The 22,637-nt window shown below is 59.7% G+C and carries 10 protein-coding genes and 1 tRNA gene; 5 read left to right on the top strand and 6 right to left on the bottom strand.

What is annotated here, in order from left to right:
• Window positions 1–101: 101 nt before the first annotated feature.
• The 4 genes from TBK1r_RS07555 to TBK1r_RS07540 all read right to left on the bottom strand — a co-directional run bounded on the left by TBK1r_RS07555 (window position 102) and on the right by TBK1r_RS07540 (window position 3,670).
• The gene (locus TBK1r_RS07555) at window positions 102–851 is read right to left on the bottom strand and encodes a carboxylesterase family protein (RefSeq protein WP_145208607.1); all 750 of its coding nucleotides are present in this window, start codon (window positions 849–851) and stop codon (window positions 102–104) included.
• A 152-nt stretch (window positions 852–1,003) separates the two neighbouring features.
• On the bottom strand, window positions 1,004–1,816 hold the full coding sequence (locus tag TBK1r_RS07550; protein WP_145208605.1) for an EcsC family protein: 813 nt from the start codon (window positions 1,814–1,816) through the stop codon (window positions 1,004–1,006).
• 46 nt (window positions 1,817–1,862) lie between these two features.
• Entirely contained in the window at window positions 1,863–2,273 is a 411-nt protein-coding gene (locus tag TBK1r_RS07545) for a glyoxalase superfamily protein (RefSeq protein WP_145208604.1), read from the bottom strand.
• A gap of 1,323 nt (window positions 2,274–3,596) precedes the next feature.
• A tRNA-Arg gene (locus TBK1r_RS07540) sits at window positions 3,597–3,670 on the bottom strand.
• Between the two features lie 203 nt (window positions 3,671–3,873).
• Between TBK1r_RS07540 and TBK1r_RS07535 the strand changes: the two genes are divergently transcribed.
• The 3 genes from TBK1r_RS07535 (at window position 3,874) to TBK1r_RS07525 (ending at window position 7,750) form a co-directional block, all read left to right on the top strand.
• Window positions 3,874–4,071, top strand: coding sequence for a hypothetical protein (locus TBK1r_RS07535; protein ID WP_145208603.1), 198 nt, complete (start codon window positions 3,874–3,876; stop codon window positions 4,069–4,071).
• A 573-nt stretch (window positions 4,072–4,644) separates the two neighbouring features.
• Window positions 4,645–6,396, top strand: a complete 1,752-nt coding sequence (locus tag TBK1r_RS07530) for a sensor histidine kinase (protein ID WP_145208601.1) — start codon at window positions 4,645–4,647, stop codon at window positions 6,394–6,396.
• A gap of 10 nt (window positions 6,397–6,406) precedes the next feature.
• On the top strand, window positions 6,407–7,750 hold the full coding sequence (locus TBK1r_RS07525; protein WP_145222236.1) for a sigma-54-dependent transcriptional regulator: 1,344 nt from the start codon (window positions 6,407–6,409) through the stop codon (window positions 7,748–7,750).
• 508 nt (window positions 7,751–8,258) lie between these two features.
• Here the strand turns inward: TBK1r_RS07525 and TBK1r_RS07520 are convergent.
• Window positions 8,259–8,876 (bottom strand): HEAT repeat domain-containing protein, encoded by a 618-nt coding sequence (locus TBK1r_RS07520; RefSeq protein ID WP_419581092.1) that lies wholly within the window; start codon window positions 8,874–8,876, stop codon window positions 8,259–8,261.
• A 264-nt stretch (window positions 8,877–9,140) separates the two neighbouring features.
• Complete coding sequence (locus TBK1r_RS07515; RefSeq protein WP_145208600.1) at window positions 9,141–9,722, bottom strand: hypothetical protein; 582 nt, start codon at window positions 9,720–9,722, stop codon at window positions 9,141–9,143.
• A gap of 536 nt (window positions 9,723–10,258) precedes the next feature.
• On the opposite strand from TBK1r_RS07515, the gene TBK1r_RS07510 reads away from it, so the two are divergent.
• The gene (locus TBK1r_RS07510; protein WP_145208599.1) at window positions 10,259–17,125 is read left to right on the top strand and encodes a beta strand repeat-containing protein; all 6,867 of its coding nucleotides are present in this window, start codon (window positions 10,259–10,261) and stop codon (window positions 17,123–17,125) included.
• Window positions 17,122–22,440: a protein kinase domain-containing protein gene (locus TBK1r_RS07505; protein ID WP_145208598.1), complete on the top strand. Its 5,319-nt coding sequence runs from the start codon at window positions 17,122–17,124 to the stop codon at window positions 22,438–22,440. Before TBK1r_RS07510 ends, TBK1r_RS07505 begins: the two co-directional genes overlap by 4 nt.
• Window positions 22,441–22,637 lie beyond the last annotated feature (197 nt).

Genomic DNA, 22,637 nt, shown 5'->3' with positions numbered 1-22,637 from the left:
GTGGTCAAGAAATGAAGCATTCTCAGGCGTGCCGTGCCACGTTCGCTAGGGCGACTATTTTTTGACCACTTCATTTTTTGACTAACCCTTTTCCGGCGTCTCTAATTCTCCCGCTTCTGCTTGCTGATCCAGTCGAACAGTTCGGGTGTCGCGTAGGTCGCCGACCAGCAGTTGTGTCCGATGTGCTCGAGAGAGGTGAAGCGAACCTTCTCGCCACCGGCTTGCTTGATCGCGTCGAACATTTCGACGGATCGTTGAAACGGCACCGCTCCGTCCTGGTCACCATGGAAGATCCAAATCGGCAAGTCCTTCAGTTTCGCTGCATCCTCCGGGTCACCACCGCCGCACACCGGGACGGCGGCGGAGAACCGATCCGGATGGTCGGCTGCTAATCGCCAGGTCCCGTAGCCGCCCATGCTCAGCCCGGTCAGGGCGACGTGGTTTTCATCGATGCTGAGGGTGCTGACGATGTGATCGAGCAGCTCGACGAGTCGCTTCTGTTGCGTCGGGTTTCTCCATGAATCGTCGCCGGGGCATTGCGGGGATACCAGGATGTACGGCAGATCGTCACCCCGAGCGGCGAAGCGTGGCGGTCCCCACTTGGCGACCAGACTGAGTGGTCCGTAGCTTTCGCCACGACCATGAAGGAACAGAATCAGGGGCTGCTTCGACTCGCCGTCGTAGTCCTTGGGCAGATACAGCAGGTACGAAATGCTGCCGCCGTCGCTCGTCTGCAACGTCTGTTCGATCTGCTTCCCCGCCGTCGGCGCGGAAGCCTCGTCGGCGAGGATCGGCCCGCCACTCAACAACGCGACAGACAGGAGGGCAAGAGAGGTGAACGCCAGCTTCATGGTCAAGTTCCAAATTCGAAGGGGGGAAAGAAGGGCATGTCCGGGGACGCGGCACAAGTTTATCTCATGCGAGCCAGGCGGGGTGTCGTGCGACTTGAATCGCCGGATGGGGGATCGGGAACATGGTCCAATTCGGCGGGCGTCGCGACGTCTCACAGCCGCCGATAGGCCTCTCGGACCGGCTGTTCCCCGTGCGTGCGTTCCAGGCGTCGGATCGTGAAATGTGCCCGGGCGAGGTCTTGGTAGTGATCGATGAAGTAGCTGTTGATCAGTGCCCCGCCGACGGCCCCGATCACGGGAATGGCCTGCGCGGCGATTTTTTCGCTGACGACGATCCCGAATCGTTTGCCGATTTGCGCGATCAGCTTGACCAGCGGCGGCGCGGCGGAATCGGCCAAGCCGTTCTTGACGATGTACTGCGACGCGTCCTTGATTTGTTTTGCCATCGCCGCCCGGACCGCGAAGTAACCGATCTCGGTATCGTCCTTGATGTCGGACGGTTTGCCGGGATCGAGCGCGAAGACTTCCAGGCAGGCGAGCCGAGTTTCGATTTTCGCCAGGTCTTCGCCTTCGCTGCGGGCGATGTCCGCGACGCTCCGCAAAATCAACACCGTCGAGACCGGCAATTCCGCGGCGATGGTGGCGCCCCCGAGTGCTCCGCCGGCGGCACCGCTGAGCCCCGCGAGCAATTTGTGTGTCAACAGTTTTGGTTTTCGATCCTTCTCGGCTCCCTGACCGAGCGTCTTGACCGCGGCGTCGAGAGCAATCCGCAGCGACTTTTCGATCGCGCTGTGAATCATGCCTTCAGCCGCATCCGGCAACATCTTCAACGACGCCGTGATCGGCGCCCCGACCAATTCGGTCAGACGGTCGGCGATCCCGTGGTGCTCCAGCACCCGCTTGGCCTCCCGCAGTTCACTCAACGATTCGTCAGGAAGCCCGACGCGGATCAAATCATTCGTCATCTAAGTCTCAGTCGCAAGTCAAATGCTTATTGGTTGTTATCGGTCACTAACTTTCTGTCGTCTGCGAACAGAAAACCAGATAGTTGCCGAACGGATCCCAGATATTTAGGTCTGTATTCCGTCCCTGGTATCGTGGATCCACGGCGACTGCCTCTGGATATTCGGATTTTTTCGCATTCAGATAGTCACAATAGTTTTGCAATCCGAGGACTGGAATATTGACCTCATAAATCGGCGCGTCCTCTTTCGCATGCCCATTGAGATGAAGGATGGCATCTCCGAGGTGGATCTGCAAATACAGTGGCGCCGTCGGCGAAAAACGAGACTCCCAGTCGATCTCAAATCCCAAATACGCCAGATAGAATGCGTTCGCCTTGGCTTCATCGAACATCCGCAGGACCGGGATTGAAGATCGGACCTCGAACGCGTGCGGTGACTCATGAAATGATTTACTCATGATAATGAGCCTCAGTTGTCAGCATGCGCACATGCTGGTCGGAATGATAACGAATTGCGATCGATTCGCGCATGCAGAGGAACGGGGATCCATCGGGCGCTAGAACTTTGTCGCCCCTCAGGTGAAGTGATGGGACTCGATTAGAACGGATGCTGGCTGAGGTTGCCAGCGTTTTCATCTCCGGGCGGAATCACGACCCAGGGTGCGCTCCGCGACCCCGGCCTGTGTTGTGGCACCGCTCCGCGGTGGTTCGTCGTTGAACGCGAAATGGAAATCCACCCCGACCACACGACGCGCGTGGAGGAGGACACTTTCCTTGATCCCGAGGGGATCACAGCCATTAGCCCGAGGTGAGCGCAGCGTCACCTCCGGGAAACTGTGAACCGCGTCTTGATCTCATTGGTGCAGGTTCAATATCCGCGGGCGCTCGACTCCCAAGGAACGGCGCGTCGTGTGTTCGGTCGGATTGGTCTTTCAAGAAAAGAAAAACACCCTTCGACCACACGACGCAAGTGACGGGGGAGCCATGCGCCTGCGGTTCACTCAATGGGCCACGAGAGATCAAGACGGCGCCCGCACCAAAACGCTGACGACCTGCGGCCAAAGGATCCAAGAAGCTGGCGCCAGCCTTGCGGGCTGGAGTCACGCATTTGCCCAACCCATCGACACCGCACGTCAAGCGTCGAAGTGGAAAGCAATTCGATTGAGTTCAACAACGGTGCACCGCACGGTTCGCGCGTTCGGGCACGATGACAGTTTGAGCGATCGACGCACGTGAACAAGGTAGCCGAACGGAATCGGCGGGGGGAATTCAGCGTCCCAATTTGCAGCCTGCATTCAGGCGTCGATTCTCAGCATTGAGATTAACAGGCGTCGGTTTGTTTTCCCGGGCCGAGTCGACCGCGCACGAAGAGACTCAAGGATCACGCAAAGACGCCAAGCCGCAAAGGAGCGGGTTCAAATCTTGGCGGCTTGGCGGCTTTGCGTGAGGTCCTTCCAGCAAGTACGCCAGGGCACGTATCGAACCGTGACGTCAAAAGCGAATCCCAGGCCACAGATGCTCAATACTTGTGCCATCGGCTGCATTGCGTGCAGACGCAAAGCTGGTGATTAGCGCGCCAATTTGTTCGGTGTCTTTGAATCGCAAGGGATGGGGCGCCACGAGATCTCGCCCCTCGGTCCCGACGAGTTCGGAATCAGGAGCCGGGCAGCTGGTCAAAAAATGGGGTGGTCAAAAAATGAGTCCGTACGACGACACCCCGCCCGCGCTCTCTTTCTCCATTTTTTGACCAATCCATCTTTTGACCCCAATCCCCTCAACAGCACGCCCAGGAGGATTCGAACCTCCGACCGTCGGATTAGAAGTCCGATGCTCTATCCAGCTGAGCTATGGGCGCGGGTGGTGTTTGGGGCGGTTTGTTCTGGCAAGGCGTGCGTTTCGTGGCAGGCTTTGCCGAAATGCGGTCCCTGTTGCAAGAACCGGAAGTTTATCGATCCGGCACCCTGGCGGCAATGTCACGCACTGCCGCGGGGAGATTGACACCGGCTGAGGCCGAACGGCACCGCCGCGCTGGCCTCGGGGGGCGGGTACAATTCAGGCATGAATGAATCGAATCCTTACACGCCGACGACGGACCCCCACATCAAGTCGACGACCGGTTGCTTGGTGGTCGTCGGGTGGACGTTTTTCTGGCTGCTGTTGCTCGGATTCGCCCTCACCTTCTTCGGGATTCTTGCACTGACGCTCGGGGCGACAGCGTCACCACCCGAGCCGGTGCCGGTGGCGGCGCCAGAGTGACGCCGGTTGGTGATGCACTCTGCCGGTTGAGGCGGCGGAGGCATGAAAAAACCCGCTCGCCGAGACCAAGGTAAAATCTCGACGAACGGGTATGTATCTCGTGATCAAAAAGATGATCTCGAGTGGGGAAGCTGACCCATGAGCGTCAGCCCGCCGACTTGGTCTACGGGTTGCTTCCCCGTTGGCTAGTACAGCAATAATCCACTTGATCACCTCCTTTTAAAACTTTGGTTTGACGCGTCCGACCCTTGCGCCAACAAGAGTGGTGCCGGAAGCGTTCGGAAGTAGTCCGTCGCACCGCGTCAGTGCGACCCGACAACAGAAGTATCCTTACTCGGCAAGTAAAAAGCAAGAACAATCTGACTGTGCTCTATGACGCACGCCCCTGCTAAAAGGTTCGCGGGGCGATGGAAAGCACGAAATTTCGCAGCCGATCGGACGCATTTTACCATCTGTGCCGATTCGGATCGGGTTGACCTTGCCGCTGACCGACGCGGTCCGTATCGTCGACACCAGCCGAGTTTCACGGTGGACAGTTGGCTCTGATTCGTGCAAGGGAAGGCACCTGCAGCGATGCGAAAATGGAAAATCCGAACCAAGATGATCTTCGGCCTGTGTGGCCTGGCGTTCGTGATCGGGCTGCTGGTTTTCAACAGCTGGTCGCAACTTGCCCGCGACCGCTACCTGGCGACCGAGATCAGCCTGCTGGCCGACGAGATCGAGCACGCCCATGAGCTCAATCAACAGGCGGAATTGCTGAGGCAGTCGTATGAGCAATTCATCGACCTGAAGGCACGCATCGAGTCGAATCAAATGATCGGATTCGAGGGCATCGAAGGGTCTTTGCTTGGCATGGACGAGGTCAGTATCGATGATCGCCTGATGCATTTTCGTCGCCATCTCGCACCTTACCTGTTGACGGTTCTGGCGCGTCCGAGCGAGCGTGGTGAGACACGATTGTTGCTCGACAGGGGCCAACAAGACGTCAGCCTGCGCGGCATTAATGCGCTACTGCAAGACGTCACCACAACCTGGTCCCAACGCAATCTTCTCGACGGAACGCTTTCACGATACGACGCTCAGCACCTGGAAAAGTCGATCGACGATCTGGCGACCTTGACGAACGAGTACTTCGGCGAGATCCAGGGGAAAATGAAAAAGTTTCGCGACAGCGTTCACACCGAACAGAGGGCAAACCGCAATGGGTTCCGCGTTTACACGGGATTGTCCGCGTTTCTGATCATCTTCATGGCGTGGCAATTCTGGACGCTGATCGTCGTGCCGTTTCGAACCCTGTTCCGCGGCTCGCAATTGATCGCCAGCGGTCATCACCAACACAAGATCCTGTTGGGCACCAACGATGAAATCGGATTGATGGCCGACACCGTCAACGACATTACCGACCGATTCAACCGCGCGGTGGCGAATGAAACGCTGGCCAAACGGCGTGCCGAGCAGGAGGTCCGTGAGCGAACACGAGAAGTGATCCAGAACGAACAACTCGCCAGCGTCGGATTCCTGGCCGCCGGCGTTGCGCATGAGATCAACAATCCGCTGGGTGCGATTGCCTGGGGCGCCGAGGCGCTCGAGGGCACGCTCGAAGATCTGCCGGCGGAGGAGAAAGAACGGTTCAACCAGGAATTTCTGCAAGAGCTGCAGACCAACCTGGGGCTGATCCAATCCGAAGCGTTTCGGTGCAAGGGCATCACCCAGCGGCTGCTCAACTTCAGCCGATTGAGTAATTCCAGCCGCAATCAAGAAGACCTCGGCCAACTGGTCGCGGGAGTCGTGTCGATGGTCGGAAAGGTCGGCGAGTACCGCTGCAAGACGATTCGCACGCACGCCGACGAGGGTGTCGCCGCGTACTGTAATTCCCAGGAGATCCAGCAAGTCGTTTTGAACCTGGTTTCCAATGCCCTGGAGTCGGTGGACACCGACGGCAACGTCGACGTGTACGTGCGGCACGAGATCGACCCGTTCAGCGGCACGAAGGAGGCCGTTGTCGAAGTCAAGGACGACGGTTGCGGCATGGACCAGGAAGTGATGGACCATCTCTTCGAGCCGTTCTTTACCCGCCGCCGCGATGACAGCGGCACCGGATTGGGCCTGAGCATTAGCTATCGAATCGTGTCGTTGCATCACGGGTCCCTGACGCCGCAAAGCGAGGGAGAAGGCCGGGGATCGAAAATGATCTTGCGGCTGCCGACGGAGCCCGCCAAGAAAGAGTCTCCTTCCGATTCGACGTTCTACGCGTCGCGGGAGCTGAACGATCATGATGAACTGCCCTCTTCGACCAAGTGGAATGATGTCCAAAAAGTCGCCTGAATGTGAATCCATGCACGTCCTGTACGCCGACGATGAAACGTCGCTGCAGACGCTGATGAAGACTCAGCTTGAAAAACTCGGCCACAGCGTGGTCGTCTGCCCTGATGGAGAAACAGCGATCGCGGCACTCGAGCGGGAGCCGTTCGATTGCATGATCGTCGATTTGGACATGCCGGGCATCAAGGGTGCCGAAGTGATCGCTCGGGCACGCAAGATTCGCCCGGAGATCGAAGCGGTCGTGATCACCGGCAAACCTGACCTGAAGTCCGCGTTGACTGCGATCGAAAACCACGTCTTCGCCTTCATCAGCAAGCCGTGCAGTTTCAAGCAAATCAAATCCTTGCTCAGCGAAGTCTATCATCGCCTGTCGCAATCGCGACGTCTGGCCGCGCTGGAGCACCGCGTCCGCCAAGCGGAGGGAGATTCCGAATTGGTGGGCGACGGCAAGTCGATGCTGCAGGTCCGCAAGGTGATCGAAAAAGTGGGCCCGACCGACAGCACGGTATTGATCCTGGGCGAAACCGGATGCGGCAAAGAACTGGTCGCTCGTGCGGTCCACCAGGCCAGCCTGCGGGCCGGCGAGCCGATGGTTTCCATCAACTGTGGTGCCCTGCCGGAAAACCTGATCGAGAGCGAACTGTTCGGGCACGTCAAAGGCGCCTTCACGGGCGCCGACAATGCGCGGGTCGGATTGTTTGAAGTGGCCGACGGAGGCACGATCTTCCTGGACGAGATCGGCGAGTTGCCGATGACGATGCAGGCGAAACTGTTGCGCGTGTTAGAAACCGGTGACATCCGGCGATTGGGCAGCAACCAATCCAAACGCGTCGACGTGCGCGTCATCTGCGCCACCCACCGCGACCTGGAAAAGATGGTCGGCGAGGAGCAGTTCCGCGAAGACCTGATGTTCCGCATCAACACCTTCGAAATCCATGTGCCGCCGCTGCGAGAGCGGATCGACGACCTGATGCCGCTGGCGGTTCACTTGCTGCGCCGTCACCGCAACGATGGCGACGATGACGCCTTGTTCACACCGCAGGCCACCGCAGAGTTGCTGGCCCACAAGTGGCCCGGCAATGTCCGTGAACTGGCAAATGTGGTCGAACACGCCGCGATCCTGTGCGATGCCCTGCCGATCGATGCAGAGCACTTGCCGCGGCACTTCAGTCGCCGCCAGTTGCGAAGCGAAATTCGTGATGCCGGTCCGATGACCATTCGCGAAATGGAAATGATTGCGATTGAACGCGCGATCGAGCGAAACGACGGTGACAAAAAGGCCGCCGCCGAGGAATTGGGGGTCAGCGTCAAAACGCTGTACAACAAACTCAATGCCGCCGAAGAGAAAGCGGCGTAGCGGTTCGTGTCTGTCGGGAATTGGGCGGCTGGTAATCGCGGGGCGGTACCAGCAGCCTTTCGATTGAAGCCCGCGCGCGTTGGCAAGGGACCGCGTGGGGCCCGTCACGAAGGCGCCCGACTAATGTGGTCGGGTCAGATTCGGAGGATCGAATCAATCGAACGGCCACGAGCCATTCGGTTTCAGCTTAAAGCCACGCCGTTTGCTCGTCATCAACGAGGCTGATCGAATGGTATTGAAACTCGATCTCGTGCTTTGTCACAGCGAGTTTTTAGGATCGTCTGCGGAAAGGGGGCGGGAACCAAAAAATGCGAAGCACCCTTCGGGCCATTTGGCTTTTGGTGCCTGGCCCCGCTTCCGGTCTGATCTCATATCCGGTCTGGCTTCGGTTCCGATCAAGCGAGCCGCCCGAAGATAAAGTTGTTAGAAAGCGCTCGGATGTCGGGCGCTGGCAAGCATCGGCCGATAGCGATGCCGCGTTCCGCTGTTTCTCACCAGGGTGCAGGCTTTACCGGATCGTTTTCTCGTCGCCTTGGCCGTCGGCCACGCGGACGTCGTCCGATTCTGTGCCGCTGGCGTCGGGCGCGGATTGCGCATCGATTGCGGCGATCCATTGTTGCGGGTCGTTGCCGTAGTCTTTGCCGATGACGCCTTTCAAGCTTTGCATCGCCAGATGAATGGTTGCCGGGTCGCGGTCTTCCAAGGCTAATCGCAGTGATTCGACGGGGACGTTGCCCTTATGTTTGCCGAGTGCGGCGATTGCCGAATTCTTGACATCAGCTTCGGGCGTCGTGCCGAGTGTGGACGCGAGCAACTGGGCGGCTTCGGGTTCACGGCGTTTTCCCAGCGAGCGACAGGCTTCCATTTGCACCTTCAAGCTTTCGTCGTCGAGTCCGCGTTCGATCAAGTCGATCGCGTCGGGCGTCCTCAGTTTGCTGGCTGCGAGAATCGACAGTCGTCGCATTTCAGGGCTGGGATCGTTTTCGATGATGCGATCCAGGTGGGTTGCCCATTTCGCTTGTTCTTTCGCGCTCATGCCGCCGATCTGACTGGCCAGGTTCTGCAGCTCTTGCCGTCGCTGGTGGTCGGTCACACCGAGTTCTCGGTCGCGTTTCCATTCTCGCATCGCGAAGTATGGGTTGATCCGTTTGAGACCGTAAAGCGGCCCGTCATGACACCCGCATGCCAGCACACAGAGGACTGCGGCGAGGGCGCCACAGGTGAAAGAGCGCAGGCGACGACGATGTGTCATGTCAGTATCGATGATTGGTTGGTGCGGCATTCCGTTTCCAAAACCAAGACTTCAACGGGAATGGTTCGTGACGGCAAGACCGTCGGACATTGGGACTTATCAAAGTCAAGGCGGGCTCGCCAAGACCACTTCCGTGGTTCATTCGGCCACCGCGCCGACTAATTCGTCAGGTCGCTGGCGGATCAAGCGGTACGGCAGCAGGGCGGTATCGATCAGAAACTTTGCTCCCGAATGTAAATTGGTCATGATCCCGCCAGAAAAAATCCATTCGGTTTCGCCGCATCGCTCCAGCGGCGCGTCTTCAAAATACAACCGCCTTCGTGTGTAGGTGGTCACCGAGTCGAGCGGTTCGCCGGGACCCACTCCGCCGGCGGTCATCCAAACGCTTGGTTGCGTGAAACCCGGCTGTGAAACCTGCCGCGGCGATGCCAATCCGGAAAGCCGAATTTGCGAAAGCGGTTTGTCCAATTGAGCAAGCTGTGTTGTCGTGGCGTTCGGCTTGCTTTCGCGCGGGCGCGAGACCGGTTCGGAAGCGTCGCCGCGCTGTCGCAGTGGCTCGGCGGTTGGTCGCGATAGCGATGGTGAATCGTCCGGCGGGGATGCTCGGCTGACGTCTTCGATTAGGACCGGAGCAAGTCGCAGCGGCTCCGCCGCGTCCTGTCCCGGCAGGCTGGAACCGATCACCAGCACAGTGATCAACGAGAGAGTCGATGAGTTCATGGACAGATTGCGGTCGGTCGGCGGTCGAGAAGAAGCCACTCTCAGTGAGTTTTCGACTGCCCTGAGCGACGATTGCCAGTAAAATCGTTACGGCCAGTACATTTTCCCCTATTTATCAAACTGAGATTTGACGCCCACAACAGCCGTCACGATGCTATTGGTCTGCCTGATCCGTCGGCCTTGACTGGTTTGCGCAGTCTGATGTCGTGGTTCTCATCAAGCCTCATAGTGGCGACTCCGAATCAAGCCCTTAGAGGGGATTTATCATGCTTGGCCGTGGGGCGAAAAACGACGAGCGGGCTGGTCGTCAGATCGGGCGCTGGCTGCGCGATTTGATCGACAGATGCTCCGTTGCGGCTCAATGTCCGATCGAGTCCCCGGTGGGCAACGCTGTGAAGCATTTTTTAGCGGTAGGGCGCGAGCCCTCCGGTGTTTCGGGAACGATGAGGGACCGGAGGGCTTGCGCCCTGCCGCGAACACCTCGTCAAACGCAGAGAATAAATGGTTCACAGCGTTGCCCGGGGGGACCGCAATGGTTGACGCCTCGCCTCACCCCCCTGGAGCCTCGAATCGTCCTCAACGCGACGGCAGAACTCTCGGCCGCCAGCGGGCTGTTGATCTTCGGCGACTTGGCCGACGACGAAGTCCACTTCCAAACCGTCGGCAGCGGCGACTCCATTCAACTGACCGACGCCTTCGGGACGGTGATTCCGATCGCAGGGCATCACGGAGGGGCGACGGGCAGCGAGACCGATCCGTTGGCGGTTTCTCAGATCACCAACGGTCAGGTGACGATCGATTTGGGCGGCGGTGACGATCTGTTGCAGATCGAGTTGCCAGACGGAATCAACTTGGATGTCCTTGATGCCGGTGGCGCCGACCGAACCGTGCTCGGGTTCCAGCCCATCACGTCTCCATCGCCGCCAACGGAGATCAACATCGTCGGCGAGACGATTGAGTTGACGCCTAGCGGAACATCGATTCAGTTCGCCGACCGGATCGTTTCTCTGACCGGAGGTGTGATCCTTGGTGCGGCGTTGCCGACCGGGTTGACGCAGATCGACCTGGGCGCTGGAGTATTCGAAGTTCAAGGAACGGTGACGCTTGACGGTAGCGTTCGTGTGATCGGCGATTCCGGCGAGGTGCTCTGGCAAGACGCGACCATCAGTGCGTCGTCGGATGACCTGAGTCTGTTCTTTGAGTTTGATCCCGATGCAAATTCGGTGATCCGTCTCGGGCAGATCGATACGTCCGCCGGCGAAACGATCGAAGACGTTCGCGTCGTCAGCGCGACCGAGACTCGATTCACCGGTGATGTCACGATCCGCGACTCCCTATCGGTTGATTCGCGTGATCAAGTCGACTTTCAGGGGGATGTGACGGCGGGGAACGTGGGGATTCGTTCCGGCGAGATCGTGGCTGCGGGGAACATCGCGACCGATTCTGGCGCGCTCGTTTTGATCGCCGGTGACCGCTTGGTGATCGACGGTCGAGTCGATGGGGCGGCGGCTGGCACCGCTGGCAATGTCACCCTGAGTGCTCCGAATTTGTTTTTGACCGATGCGTCGATCACCACCGACGGTGCCAATGTGCTGGTCAGCGGAAACTCGCGAATCTCCGGTCAAGTTGTGCTCGATACTGCGCTGGGGCCAACCGCCACAGGCGGCGATGTAATCTGGATTGGTCCGATCACGTCGGATGACTCGATGCCAGCCGGAACACTGACGGCGGGCGCACTGACCATCGAAGCGCTCGGGGCTTCGGCCGGCGGTCGTGTCGAGATTCAGGGGAACGTTGGCGGGACATCGGCCGACAGCCCGCAAAACTTGGCGGGTTTTGCGATCGCCGCGGAGGATTTGTCCGTGCGTGACGTGTCCGTCGACGGCGGCGACGTGGTTCTGGCCGGCGATCAGATTCGCCTGGCCGGTGCGACGATCCGATCGACTGACAGCTCCTCAAACGCCGGCGGCAACATTCAGCTGTCTGGCGACGTTGTGTTCGAACGCACGATCACCGAATTGAACGCGGCCCAGCAGTTGACGCTCGATGGCAATCACCGCACGCTCGGTCCCAACAACAGTGTGATGCTTTTGGCAGGTGATTCCGCCACGATCCGGGCTGAACTCCAAGGCGGTGATCAGCTCTCCGTCGACGCGGCCGGTTCCATCGTCGTCGACGCTGATTTAACCGATTGGAACGGAGTCAGCTTGGCCGCCGATGGAGGCATCCAAGTCGCCGGTGACTCATCGAGCACGCGGCAAATCTCGGCAACAGGATCGGTGTTCTTCCAGAATGATGTAACGTTCGCAGCCGACACGCAACTGCAAGCGATGCACGTTCGATTTGATGATGCGATATCGGTCCAACCCAGTCGCATCGTCGAACTCAGTGCGGTGATGATCGATTCCCAAGGCCAGACGGCAATCGAAAAGCAAGGTGATGGCGAACTCGTTTTGCTGGCCGAGAACACATCCAGCACGGATCTGATCATTGTCGGCGGAACGTTGCGGGTCGACGGAAGCATCGATGCGGCTGCGGTCGTGGAAGTTCGTGACGGCGCCGTGCTTGCCGGCAGCGGCGAGATTCGTGGGACCGTGACAGTCGCCGGTGGTACGCTCTCACCCAACGAATTCATCAGCGGATCGCCGACCGGTCAGTTACGATTCGGCGCGTTGAGTCTGAGCGCCGACGCGACGTTTCAGGTGGATGTGGACGGAGCGACCGTGGGCCAATCACTGGACTCCGTCGCCATCGACGGGCAACCGATTGAAATTGTCGGTGCCCTGTTGCAGTTGGACGTCGCCGTCACTTTGCCCGGCGATACCGAGTTGGTGATCGTCCAAAACGACTCCGACGGACCGGTGACCGGGCGGTTCGTTTCGAACGTCGACGAGGACGGCCAGCCGCTCGCGACGCCTCGAGAACTGTTCGACGGAGCCCGTGTGTTGACGCGGTTTGGCCCCGGCGCTGCCGCCGTGCCGGCGTTCATCACCTACTTCGGCGGCGACGGCAATGACGTCGCGATCGTGACCGCCGGTGATCGTCTGCAGCCAGCCGGAAAGGTCACGATCGTTTCGCGAGCCGGCGTTGATTTAGAGATCCGTAGCGGCGATTCGCTGGCCGACGCCCAGGCGGCCGATCCGACCGTGCGTCCGATCGCCGGATTAAACGGACGCATGCTTGTTTTGGATGCGACCGCCGAGCAATCGGAATTGTTGATCGACGTCAACGGTTTCGTGGACGTCGGCGCGAATCCATTGCACTTCGATGTGGATATCGTTTTTGACACCGCGCAGGTTCCCGGCGACGCGTCGGTGACGATCTTTGACAGCGACCGTAGCACGCTCGATTCCCCCGATCAATTTGATTTCGTTTATCACACCGCCGATGAACTCAGCTTGACCGTCCAACATGATCCATCGCTTGCGCCGGCCTATGACATCACCATGCTCGGCGTTCGTCTGGTCGATTTGCAGTTACCGTCGGCGGTGCTGTCCGCACAGCTCACCCGCGCGGCGGATCAACTGGACGTGATCGGTGATTCAGACCCCACGATGACGCAATGGCAACTGTTCAGCGGTGGTCGGAGCGGCGAATTGCATTTCGAAAACCCGACCGACAGTCTTTCCATCGATGGACGTGATGGAAACGATCGGTTGTCGTTTGCCGATTTCGGCCAGGACTTTGATGCGGTGTCGACGGTGGTCGGCGGTCAGGGTGTGGACGAAGTCAATTGGAATGCCGATATCGATGTCGGGATGCTCAATGTCGCCAGCACATTCTTGCTGGACGCCGAGTCGGTGGCGATCGATGGTGATCTGACGTTGATCGGCGGTGACATTCGAATCAATGCCAGCGACGCGCTTGTCGTGCGTTCGACCGTCGATGCCAATACCGGTCAAATCGTCATTGACTCCGCCGCGCCCCAAAGCGATCTGTCGCTTGGGACGCTCCGCAGCACCGCTGCCGGCGTCGCGGTGTCGCTGCACGGCGGCGAATTTCTGTTGGGAAACATTTTCACGCCGAATGGCACATTGGTCCTGGGCAGCGACGATAGCCTCGGCACCATCGGGTCGGTCGGGCAAGCGATCGGTTCACAGATCGATGCGATTGAAGTGACCGCTTCATCAACCGGGCAGCTGGACCTGGGATCGACAACCAACTCGATCGACAATGTTCATGTTGCCGCCGACCAGGGCGTGACGGTGCGTGATTCAGCGGACGATCTGCGGTTGTTCGTCTCCGCCGCAGACACGATCGACGTTCAGGTTGCCGGCGATCTGGTGTTGGAATCGGTGTTCACGACGAATGGTTTGGTCAAGCTGGTCGCTGCCGGAAATCTCGTCGCCGACGCGGGGCAGTCGAGCGTCAACGTGGGCGGCGACGTCGTGGAGATCACGGCGGGAGGCATCTTCCCGGGACAATCCAACACCACCGAAACGATGGCCTCGATCGGTTCGGTTTCCGTTCCCATCCAGGTCGCGGCGTTGCAATCGTTTTCAGCCAGCACATCGGCGACGGGTGGATCGATCTTTGTGGGCAGTTTTGAAGTGTCCGGGGTGATCGCGTCCACCGGCACGTTGCCGATCGGCTTGGTCGACGCCGGCAACGGGCGGATTGAGATCGATGCGGTTGCGATCGAGGATGCGGATTTGGATTCGACCGTTGATCTGATCGGACGCGAGATCCGTCTAGGCGCCCGCGCCGGCATCGGAGCTGGTGGCACGATCACGGTCACCGGCGTCGCCGATGTCCAAGCGGTCACGGACCTAGGGGCGATTCGGATGGACGTTCTGGCGGATCGCACCGTCAAATTGTCTCGTGTCCGGACCGGCGGTGGCAATGGCGATGAAATCCTGATCCGGCACAGCGGCGACGATCGCTTGTCGATCATCGACGTCGGCAACGCAGACGGTGATGTCACGCTCTTGACGGAAACCGCCTCGATGGACGTCTTATCAGAAGTGTCGCCGACGGCGTTGTCAGCCGGAGGCATCGGCAAGGTCGTGCTGCAAAATCTCGGCGGCCAGTCCGACATCACAGTTCGGGGCGGCGTCGTCAGCGAATCGGGTGACGTCACAATCGCGGCCCGACGAAACTTGGTGTTCACCCCGTCGGGACATTTAACGTCCCTGGGCGGAAGCGTACTTCTGTCCGGCGGCAATGCCCCCGATTTGCCCGCCAGCACGATTGCGCTGCAAGACGGCTCAGTGATCGATGCCGGGTCGGGCACCGTCGCGATCCAAACGCCGGGCAACGTCTTCGTCTCGTCGATTCGTTCGACCCACAACGGACAAGCGATTTCGATCGAATCACCATTCGGATCGTTGATCGATGCGGGTGACCAGGATGTGGATCTGGTCGCCGAGTCTGGTTTGGTGCGCATCGATGTTGCCGGGGGAGTCGGTGACCGGGACGCGATCGAGACGGAAATTGTGGGGTTGGCTGCGTTCGTTCGGCAAACCGGGGCGCTCCAGATCCGCGAGGGCTCGGCGATCGAGCTGGTCGACGTGCTGACGGCTGATGGGAAAATTGAGATCGTCGCCGTCGGGGACATCGTGGCCGAGCGAGTCCGTTCGCAAAATGCCGCCGGCCAAGACGCCGGCCAGCACCGCGATGTACGGTTGGTTGCCACCGCGGGCGACAGCGACATCTTGGTCCGATTGATCGTGACCGACTCCGCTGACTCCACCGAGCAGGTGACCGATGTCGAATTGGTGGCCGGGGACGACGTGCTGTCCTTCGGCGCAAACTCACTGTTGGTCGCGGACGATTTGCGGGTCGAAAGTGGCAACGCGACCGCTGATGCGGGCGACGCGATTCGGTTGGTGACAAACGTCAATGACTTGGAACTGAGCGTATTGGGGACCGCGCGGGGTGACGTGGAAATCGATGAAGTCGATACGATCCGATTGGCATCGTCGGATCGGCAGGACGACGGCGAAACGGTCTCGACGGTCAACGGAGAAATCCGAGTCCGCGCGTCGGAGTCGATCCTCGTGTTCGATTCATTTCGGGTAGACGATCTGAACTCGCGGCGCGGCGATGTCGAACTGATTGCCGGTGGTGCCAACGGTCGCATTCGACTGCAGGCCGGTCGGTTGATTCAGTTGGACGATTCAGTCCAAATCCAAGCTCGCCAGAGCGTCATCGGGGCCGTCACGATTGACGCCCCGCAGATCGTGTTGGGAGAAGACTTTCAAATCGAAACCGGTGAGGGCGTGGGGGTTGCGCGTCGGTTTGCCACGCGGCCTGACGACGGGCTCAGTGACACCGCCTTTTATGATGCCACCACAATTGCGACAAATCGGCTGGAGCAAGCGGCCGTCAACGATGCGACCGGCGTGTTGACCGTTGACATCGGCAACCCCGGCGAACGCGGATTGACGATCAACATCGATTGGGGCGCCGCGACGCAACGTTTTCAACAAATCGATTCATTGAGCGGAGATGCGCCACCGTTGCAAGTCGAACACTTGTACTTGGAACCTGACATTCTCGATGCCCGCTTCAACGGCCGAACATCCGCGACCGATCCTTTGGAAGTGCGGTTCTCGGTGCGACATCACGAGTCGATCGTGGTGACGGGAACAACGATTCAGCAGGCAGACAGTGTGGTCCACGTCGTTGAGGGAGAGCTGATTTCGTCGACCGACAATCCGCTGACCGAAGATGCTCCGTCCGTACCGATCTTGGAGAACGGCACGGCCCGTTTCATCATTCCATCGTTGTCGATTCCAGTGGCGTTTTTTCCCGTCCGAGACGTGATTCCGGTGATCGAACAAGTTCCCGTGTTCGTCAGCAATGAAACGGTCGTCGTCGTTTTGGGTGGTACGATGGAGACGACCGAAGTGGTCGCGTCAACGACGACCGCCCGAGAGGAATTCTTTCAGATCCGCGTGCTTTCACCTGATCCCGAAGGCGACGATTTGGTGCCGCCGACACGCCTGCCGGATGACATCATCAGCGGCGATCAACTGAAGAAGCTGTTCCAATCCTTGCCCGATGGACGCTACCAGATTCAATACGTGCTCGGCGACGGTAACGTGCGTTCGATCCTGAGCGTGGACTTGCGTAACGGAAAACCCGTTCTGCCGGGTGACGCACCCGATGGAGGCGCCTTGCGTTTGGTCCCTGTCGTTCCGGGTGCGGGACTGGACATTCAAAATGCTGATGATCTGGACGCTGATGACTCCGACGCTGATGATCAAACCGACGCGGTCGAGGAACTCGATCGATCTTCGCATTGGGTTCCGCCCATGCGATTGGACCGCCCCCCCGAGGTTCGCGAACCGGACGCGTGGGAGGCTCCTCGACTCAGCCGGTTCTCGGTGGCGGGGCGTTTTCGAGCACGTGTCGATGGGCTCAGCGCCGCTGACGGTCGGGAGGCAAGCGAGCGATGAATGCCGATGACCGCGACGACAAGCGAGACGATTCGCTGAACGATCTCGACCAGGGTGACGCGTCTTCTGACGAGACCAAGGGCGACGCGATCGAAGAAACCTTGCAATTTGAGGGACCGTCGGAACAGACGACAACCGATCTTCCGCCAACCAAGGCCGAGGCCACTCGTGTGTTTGCCGGCGGCTCGGCGGCAAATCCGACCGCCAGCGATCTGAATGAAGAGACTGCGGAGGCCGAACCGGCATCGGTGATGCACAGCCGAGATATCTCCCAGACGATCAATCCACGTGAATTGAGTAAGGAAGATGCGGCGTTCTGGGGATCCGCCGCGATCGGTGCCAGCAAGCAGAACAAGGAGGAACTGTCGAAGCTTCGCCCCGCGGTAGAACGGTCCATCACCGAATCGAAGCTGCACATTCGCGAGCGTGATCTGGCCATCCCGACGCGCGACCCCGATTCACCGTCGGACTTTCGTTTGATTCGATTGCTCGGTCGCGGCGGCATGGGCAATGTCTACGTGGCTCGTCAAGCATCGCTGGATCGCATGATTGCGGTCAAAGTGATCAAGCCGCTGCCCAAGGCCAAACGTCAGTCGCTCCACCAATCCGGACGTTTGAAAGACGTCGAACACGAGCGGCGTCAGCAATTCTTGTCCGAGGCGGTCGTCACCGGTGATCTGGATCACCCCAATATCGTTCCCATTCACGACATCGCCGTGGCGGCCGACAACACGCTGTTCTACGCCATGAAACGTGTCGTCGGTCAGCCCTGGCTGAAGACGATCAAAGAAAAATCACGCGATGAAAACCTGGAAATCTTGCTGAAGGTCTGTGACGCGATCGCGTTCGCGCACACGCGTGGCGTGATCCACCGCGACATCAAACCCGAAAACATCATGCTCGGGGATTTTGGCGAAGTCTTGGTGATGGACTGGGGACTGGCGATCGCCAAACCCGAATTCGAAAAACGCGATTCGATCACCTTCACCGCCGGCCTGGGCGGCACACCGGCCTTCATGGCACCGGAGATGGCGCTCGGTCCGGTCGAGGCGATCGGTCCGCACAGCGACATCTATCTGCTCGGTGCGACGCTGTTTTACATCATCTCCGGCGTTCCACCGCACCGGGCCGACAATGTCAGCCAGTGCATTCGCAAGGTCGCTCAGAACGAGATTCAAGACACACCGCCGCAGCAGGACGGCGAATTGTTGCAAATCGCTTTGCGAGCGATGGCGACCGACCCCAAGGAACGCTTCGAAAGTGTGCAGGCCTTCCAGCAAGCGATCCGCTCCTACCGATCCCACTCCGAAAGCATCGCGATCTCGACGGCCGCCCAGCAGGAATATCAGCGCGCCCAAGAAACGTTGCGCTACGAGTCCTTTTCACGTGCCGGTCATGGATTTGAACAGGCCCTCGCGCTTTGGGATGGCAATCAAGCCGCCGCGGAAGGTTTGGATCGATGCCGGATCGATCACGCAGCGGCCGCCTACGAAAACGGCGACTTCGACCTGGGATTGTCGTTGCTTAATCCCAGTGATTCCAAACACCTGCCACTGATCGAAAAACTGAACGCTGGGCTGCACCAGCGCGAACACCGTTTGGTTCGGTTGCGACTGCTCCGTCGCCTTGTCGCTGCCAGTTTGCTGTTCATTCTGGTTGGCGGAAGTATCGCACTGTACGTGATCAACGACAAACGTCGGGAAGCCGATGAACAGCGCGGGATCGCCGACACCCAGCGGCAGGCGGCCGAGGAGCAAACTCGGATCGCCAACGAGCAGAGGGATCGCGCCGAGACGTCGGAAAAGTTGGCAGCCAATCGACTGATCCAGGTTCAGCGGGAAAAGGAAAACGTTGAAATTCAAAAGGGAATCGCCGAAGAGAATGAGCAGGATGCAAAAGACGCCCGTCGTTTGGCCGAGAGCAACGAACGGAAAGCGAAAGCACAGGAGCTGATCGCAAAGCAAAACGCCGATGATGCACTGCAACAAAAGTTGAAGGCCGAGCAGAGTGAAAAAGCCGCGCTCGCCGCGCTCCAGCGTGCACGGTATGAGTCGTATCTCTCGCAGATCGGTTTGGCCAAAGCCCGTGTCGACGGCAATGAGTTCGACGACGCTCGATTGATCCTGGCTGCGATTCGCGCCGCCCGCCCCGGACAGCCGCCGGCCTGGGAATGGCGGTACCTGTGGCACCTGGCCAACCAATCGCGATCGGCGTTCCGATTCGATTCCGGTGTCATCGATCTTGCCACCATGGCGGACGGTCTGTCTGGCGTCGTCGTCTGCAGCGATGGGACGGTGCATCGCGCGTGGTTTGATGAGCCGGCGGGGCCGACTTGGACCCGCGACGATCTCGCGGCGACCTGCGCGGATATCGCCGTGGATGGCCGCTGGTGTGCGATCGGAACCCAGCGGGGGGCTGTCTTGATCGTCGACCCGACGACAGGCCAGACCGTGCACACGTTGGACGGACATTCAGCGACCGTCAATGATCTGCAGTTTTTGGCCGACGGACGGTTGTTGTCCGCCTCCTCCGATCGCACCGTCGCGCTGTGGGATCCCGTCAACGAGCAACGTGTCGCTCGCGGATGGCACATCGCACCGGTTGTCTCGTTGGCGTCCCGTCCAGCCGACGCCGATGCTCCGCCGACCATCATCGCTGCGGTCAGCGACGGAAAATCGGGACGAGTCGTCGCGTGGCATCTCAAGTTCGATCAGTTCGCGCGGATCGGTGAGTTTTCCGACCACCCGTTTCCGGCGATTGCGTTGGCGCTTTCCAGCGATGGACGACTGGCCGCATCCGGAGACACTCGCGGCAACGTGTTCCTGTGGCGTCCGCAGCAATTGCAGCCGACGGATTTCGACGCCGCGCTGGAGCAGGCGATCGATTCAATCAGCGACACACCCGAGTCGCCCGACCCGCTAGCGCCCGAGCAGGCAGCCTCGGATCAGCCTGCCCCCACACGCTCCAACCCTGAGGCCACCGTCGCGAGTTGGAAAGCGCACCCCGACGCGATTGGCGTGATGCGATTCGATGATCTCGACCAAACACTGTTGACCGGTTCGGATGACTACACGATTGCCGCATGGATGGTCTCTGATCAATCGCTGCAGTACACCCTCCGTGGCCATGGTGGTTGGGTGCGCGCGTTGGCAATCCGAGAAAAAGCAGTTGCGCCGGGCGACGCTGCCGTCATGTCGGGATCGGCCGATGGAACCGTCCGGGTTTGGGATCGTTCGGCACCCGGCTCGCTTCGGCCCGACCTGGACGACCCGACCGACGAAAATCGATTGCCTACGAGTCAGTCAAACGGGACGCAGCTGCACGGGACACAACTACACGGTGACGAAATCCTGGCCGCCCGGCTCGATCGTTCCGGAGCACGATTGATTTCCGCCAGCCGCGACCACACCGCCCGGATCCTGGGGCTCGATCGAAGCCGGATGATGTTTCGCGAGATCGCGCGGATCAACACCAAAGAAGGTGCGCCAGGTGAATTGAACGAAGGGACCGAGTTCTTGGCGATGTCGGCGCAGCTGGATGCATCGGGAGCACGGTTGTTCGTCGGCAGCGCGGATGCGACGATCCGCATCTGGGATGTCGACTCGGGAACCCAGCTCGGCGTGTTGCCGGGGACGGGGCTCAACAACGCCTTCGCCCTTTCCCAAGACGGACGCCGGTTATTGTCCGGTTCCAGCCGACCGGACGCCAAGGCCTTGTTGTGGGATGTCGATCGGCGCACCGGAACTCCCACAATCGTGCACCGCTTTACCGCCGGCGATCAAGCCGTGACCGCGTTTGCGTTGTCCAGTGATGGGGCGTTCGCGGCTACGGGAGATCGCGGGGGGCGGTGCCTGCTATGGAACGCGGCGACCGGGCAACCCATCGGGCCGCCGATCGATCTGTTGCGAGGGTACCGCATCAATGAGCTAGCGATTTCGCCGGACAACCGATCGCTTTGGATGGCCAGTGACAACGGGCAATTGACGGAGATTGATTGCGCATCACGTCAACCGCGTCGCCGGCTGGATCATGACGGATTCGTGACCGGCGTCTCGTTGTCACACCGCGGCGATCAGGCAATCACGCTTTCGGCGCAAACGACAAACAATCGTTTCGTCACGACCGCGACATGGTGGGATCTGGCATCACAAAACAGCCGTCGACTCGACCGGGTGGAGGCGCCGCTCGAATCCGACGGCGAGGCGGCTGATGACAATGCGCGACTGACGTCGGCGCGATTCGGAAATCGAGGAAACCATGTCGTCCTCTGTCGTCAGACCAAACAGGGACGCGGCGGTCGGGTGGTGTTGATCGATCTGGCCAGCCGACAACGCAAGGCCTTCGATTTACCGATCACGATCGGAGCACCGGAGACGGGGTTGTTGTCAGGCAGCGACCAGTTGATCACGCTCAATGGGGAAGCCGCCTTTCGTTGGTCGATCGACGCGATGGCTCACGTGAAAAGTTATCGTCCCCACGCCTCGGTGATCGACGCGTGTTTCTCTCCCGATGGAAAGTTCGCCGCGACGGCCAGTCGAAGCGTGCGTCTGTGGCAGACCGATTCCGGAGCGGCGATCGACAAGCTTGAAAACCCCCACGCCGGTGCGATGACGGGGCTGGATATTTCAAGCCATGTGGACGAACAAGGTTATCGAATCGCAACCTGCGGCGCCGGCGCGGCTGCACGCCTTTGGATTTGGAAGGATCGCCAATCGGGGTTCCGCTTGGAACGCGAGTTCGAAATCAAAGGAACCGAAGTCAAACATCTGCGGTTTTCGCCCGATGGCGGGCGGTTGCTGCTGGCCGGTTCAGATGGTTCGATCGAACGACACCCCATCGACGGTTCCGCGGCGACGTTCCGCTGGAAACTGCCCCACGGTCTCGCGCCGACCTGTATCGCGTTCTCGACCGACGGTCGTTATGTGGCGGTCGGCGCGTCGGATAAAACGGCGTGGTTGATTGATTCGAACGCAGACGCCGACGTCAAGCCACGGGTGATGCGTGGACACGCCGATCGGATCGAATCGATTGCGGTGTTGAACGATGATTCCGGCCAGGTGCGCGTGCTCACGGCGTCGCGCGACAAGTCTGCGCGGGTGTGGGATCCGCGGTTAGAAGTTCTGGAGGACGACTTGTCGGCTGACTCCGACTTGATCTTCGGTCGCGAAGTACTGGCCCTGCGCCGCCACACCCAGGGCGTCACGGCGATTGATTGCGACGTCGACGGAAGTCTCATCATGACCGCTGCCAGAGACGGAAAAGTGCTGCTCTGGCCGGCACCCCAACCTGCCACGCTCGGTCCCGACGCGCCTTAGTGCGTTCTTCCTAAGATTGAATCTGGACGACGCACACCAGCAATTTGTCGGTCAATCCATCGGTGGGCTCAGTGGTCATTTCATCGCACCGCAACACACCGCGGGACCTGTTTTCCACCCGACAACCCCAACCCCAAACCCACAATCGGCATGCTAAAGTCTTACGCCGCGATCGCGACCACTCAAGACGTTCAGGA

This window comes from Stieleria magnilauensis (assembly GCA_007753675.1).
Taxonomy (GTDB): Bacteria; Planctomycetota; Planctomycetia; order Pirellulales; family Pirellulaceae; genus Stieleria; species Stieleria magnilauensis.
Note: the sequence above shows the minus strand (reverse complement) of the source record. Positions and strands in the feature narration are given on the sequence as shown.

Coding starts and splice junctions, on each gene's coding strand:
- TBK1r_RS07515 (WP_145208600.1), bottom strand. CDS start 9,722: ATGAACTCATCGACTCTCTCGTTGATCACTGTGCTGGTGATCGGTTCC.
- TBK1r_RS07525 (WP_145222236.1), top strand. CDS start 6,407: ATGCACGTCCTGTACGCCGACGATGAAACGTCGCTGCAGACGCTGATG.
- TBK1r_RS07530 (WP_145208601.1), top strand. CDS start 4,645: ATGCGAAAATGGAAAATCCGAACCAAGATGATCTTCGGCCTGTGTGGC.
- TBK1r_RS07555 (WP_145208607.1), bottom strand. CDS start 851: ATGAAGCTGGCGTTCACCTCTCTTGCCCTCCTGTCTGTCGCGTTGTTG.
- TBK1r_RS07550 (WP_145208605.1), bottom strand. CDS start 1,816: ATGACGAATGATTTGATCCGCGTCGGGCTTCCTGACGAATCGTTGAGT.
- TBK1r_RS07535 (WP_145208603.1), top strand. CDS start 3,874: ATGAATGAATCGAATCCTTACACGCCGACGACGGACCCCCACATCAAG.
- TBK1r_RS07505 (WP_145208598.1), top strand. CDS start 17,122: ATGAATGCCGATGACCGCGACGACAAGCGAGACGATTCGCTGAACGAT.
- TBK1r_RS07520 (WP_419581092.1), bottom strand. CDS start 8,876: ATGCGAGAATGGAAACGCGACCGAGAACTCGGTGTGACCGACCACCAG.
- TBK1r_RS07545 (WP_145208604.1), bottom strand. CDS start 2,273: ATGAGTAAATCATTTCATGAGTCACCGCACGCGTTCGAGGTCCGATCT.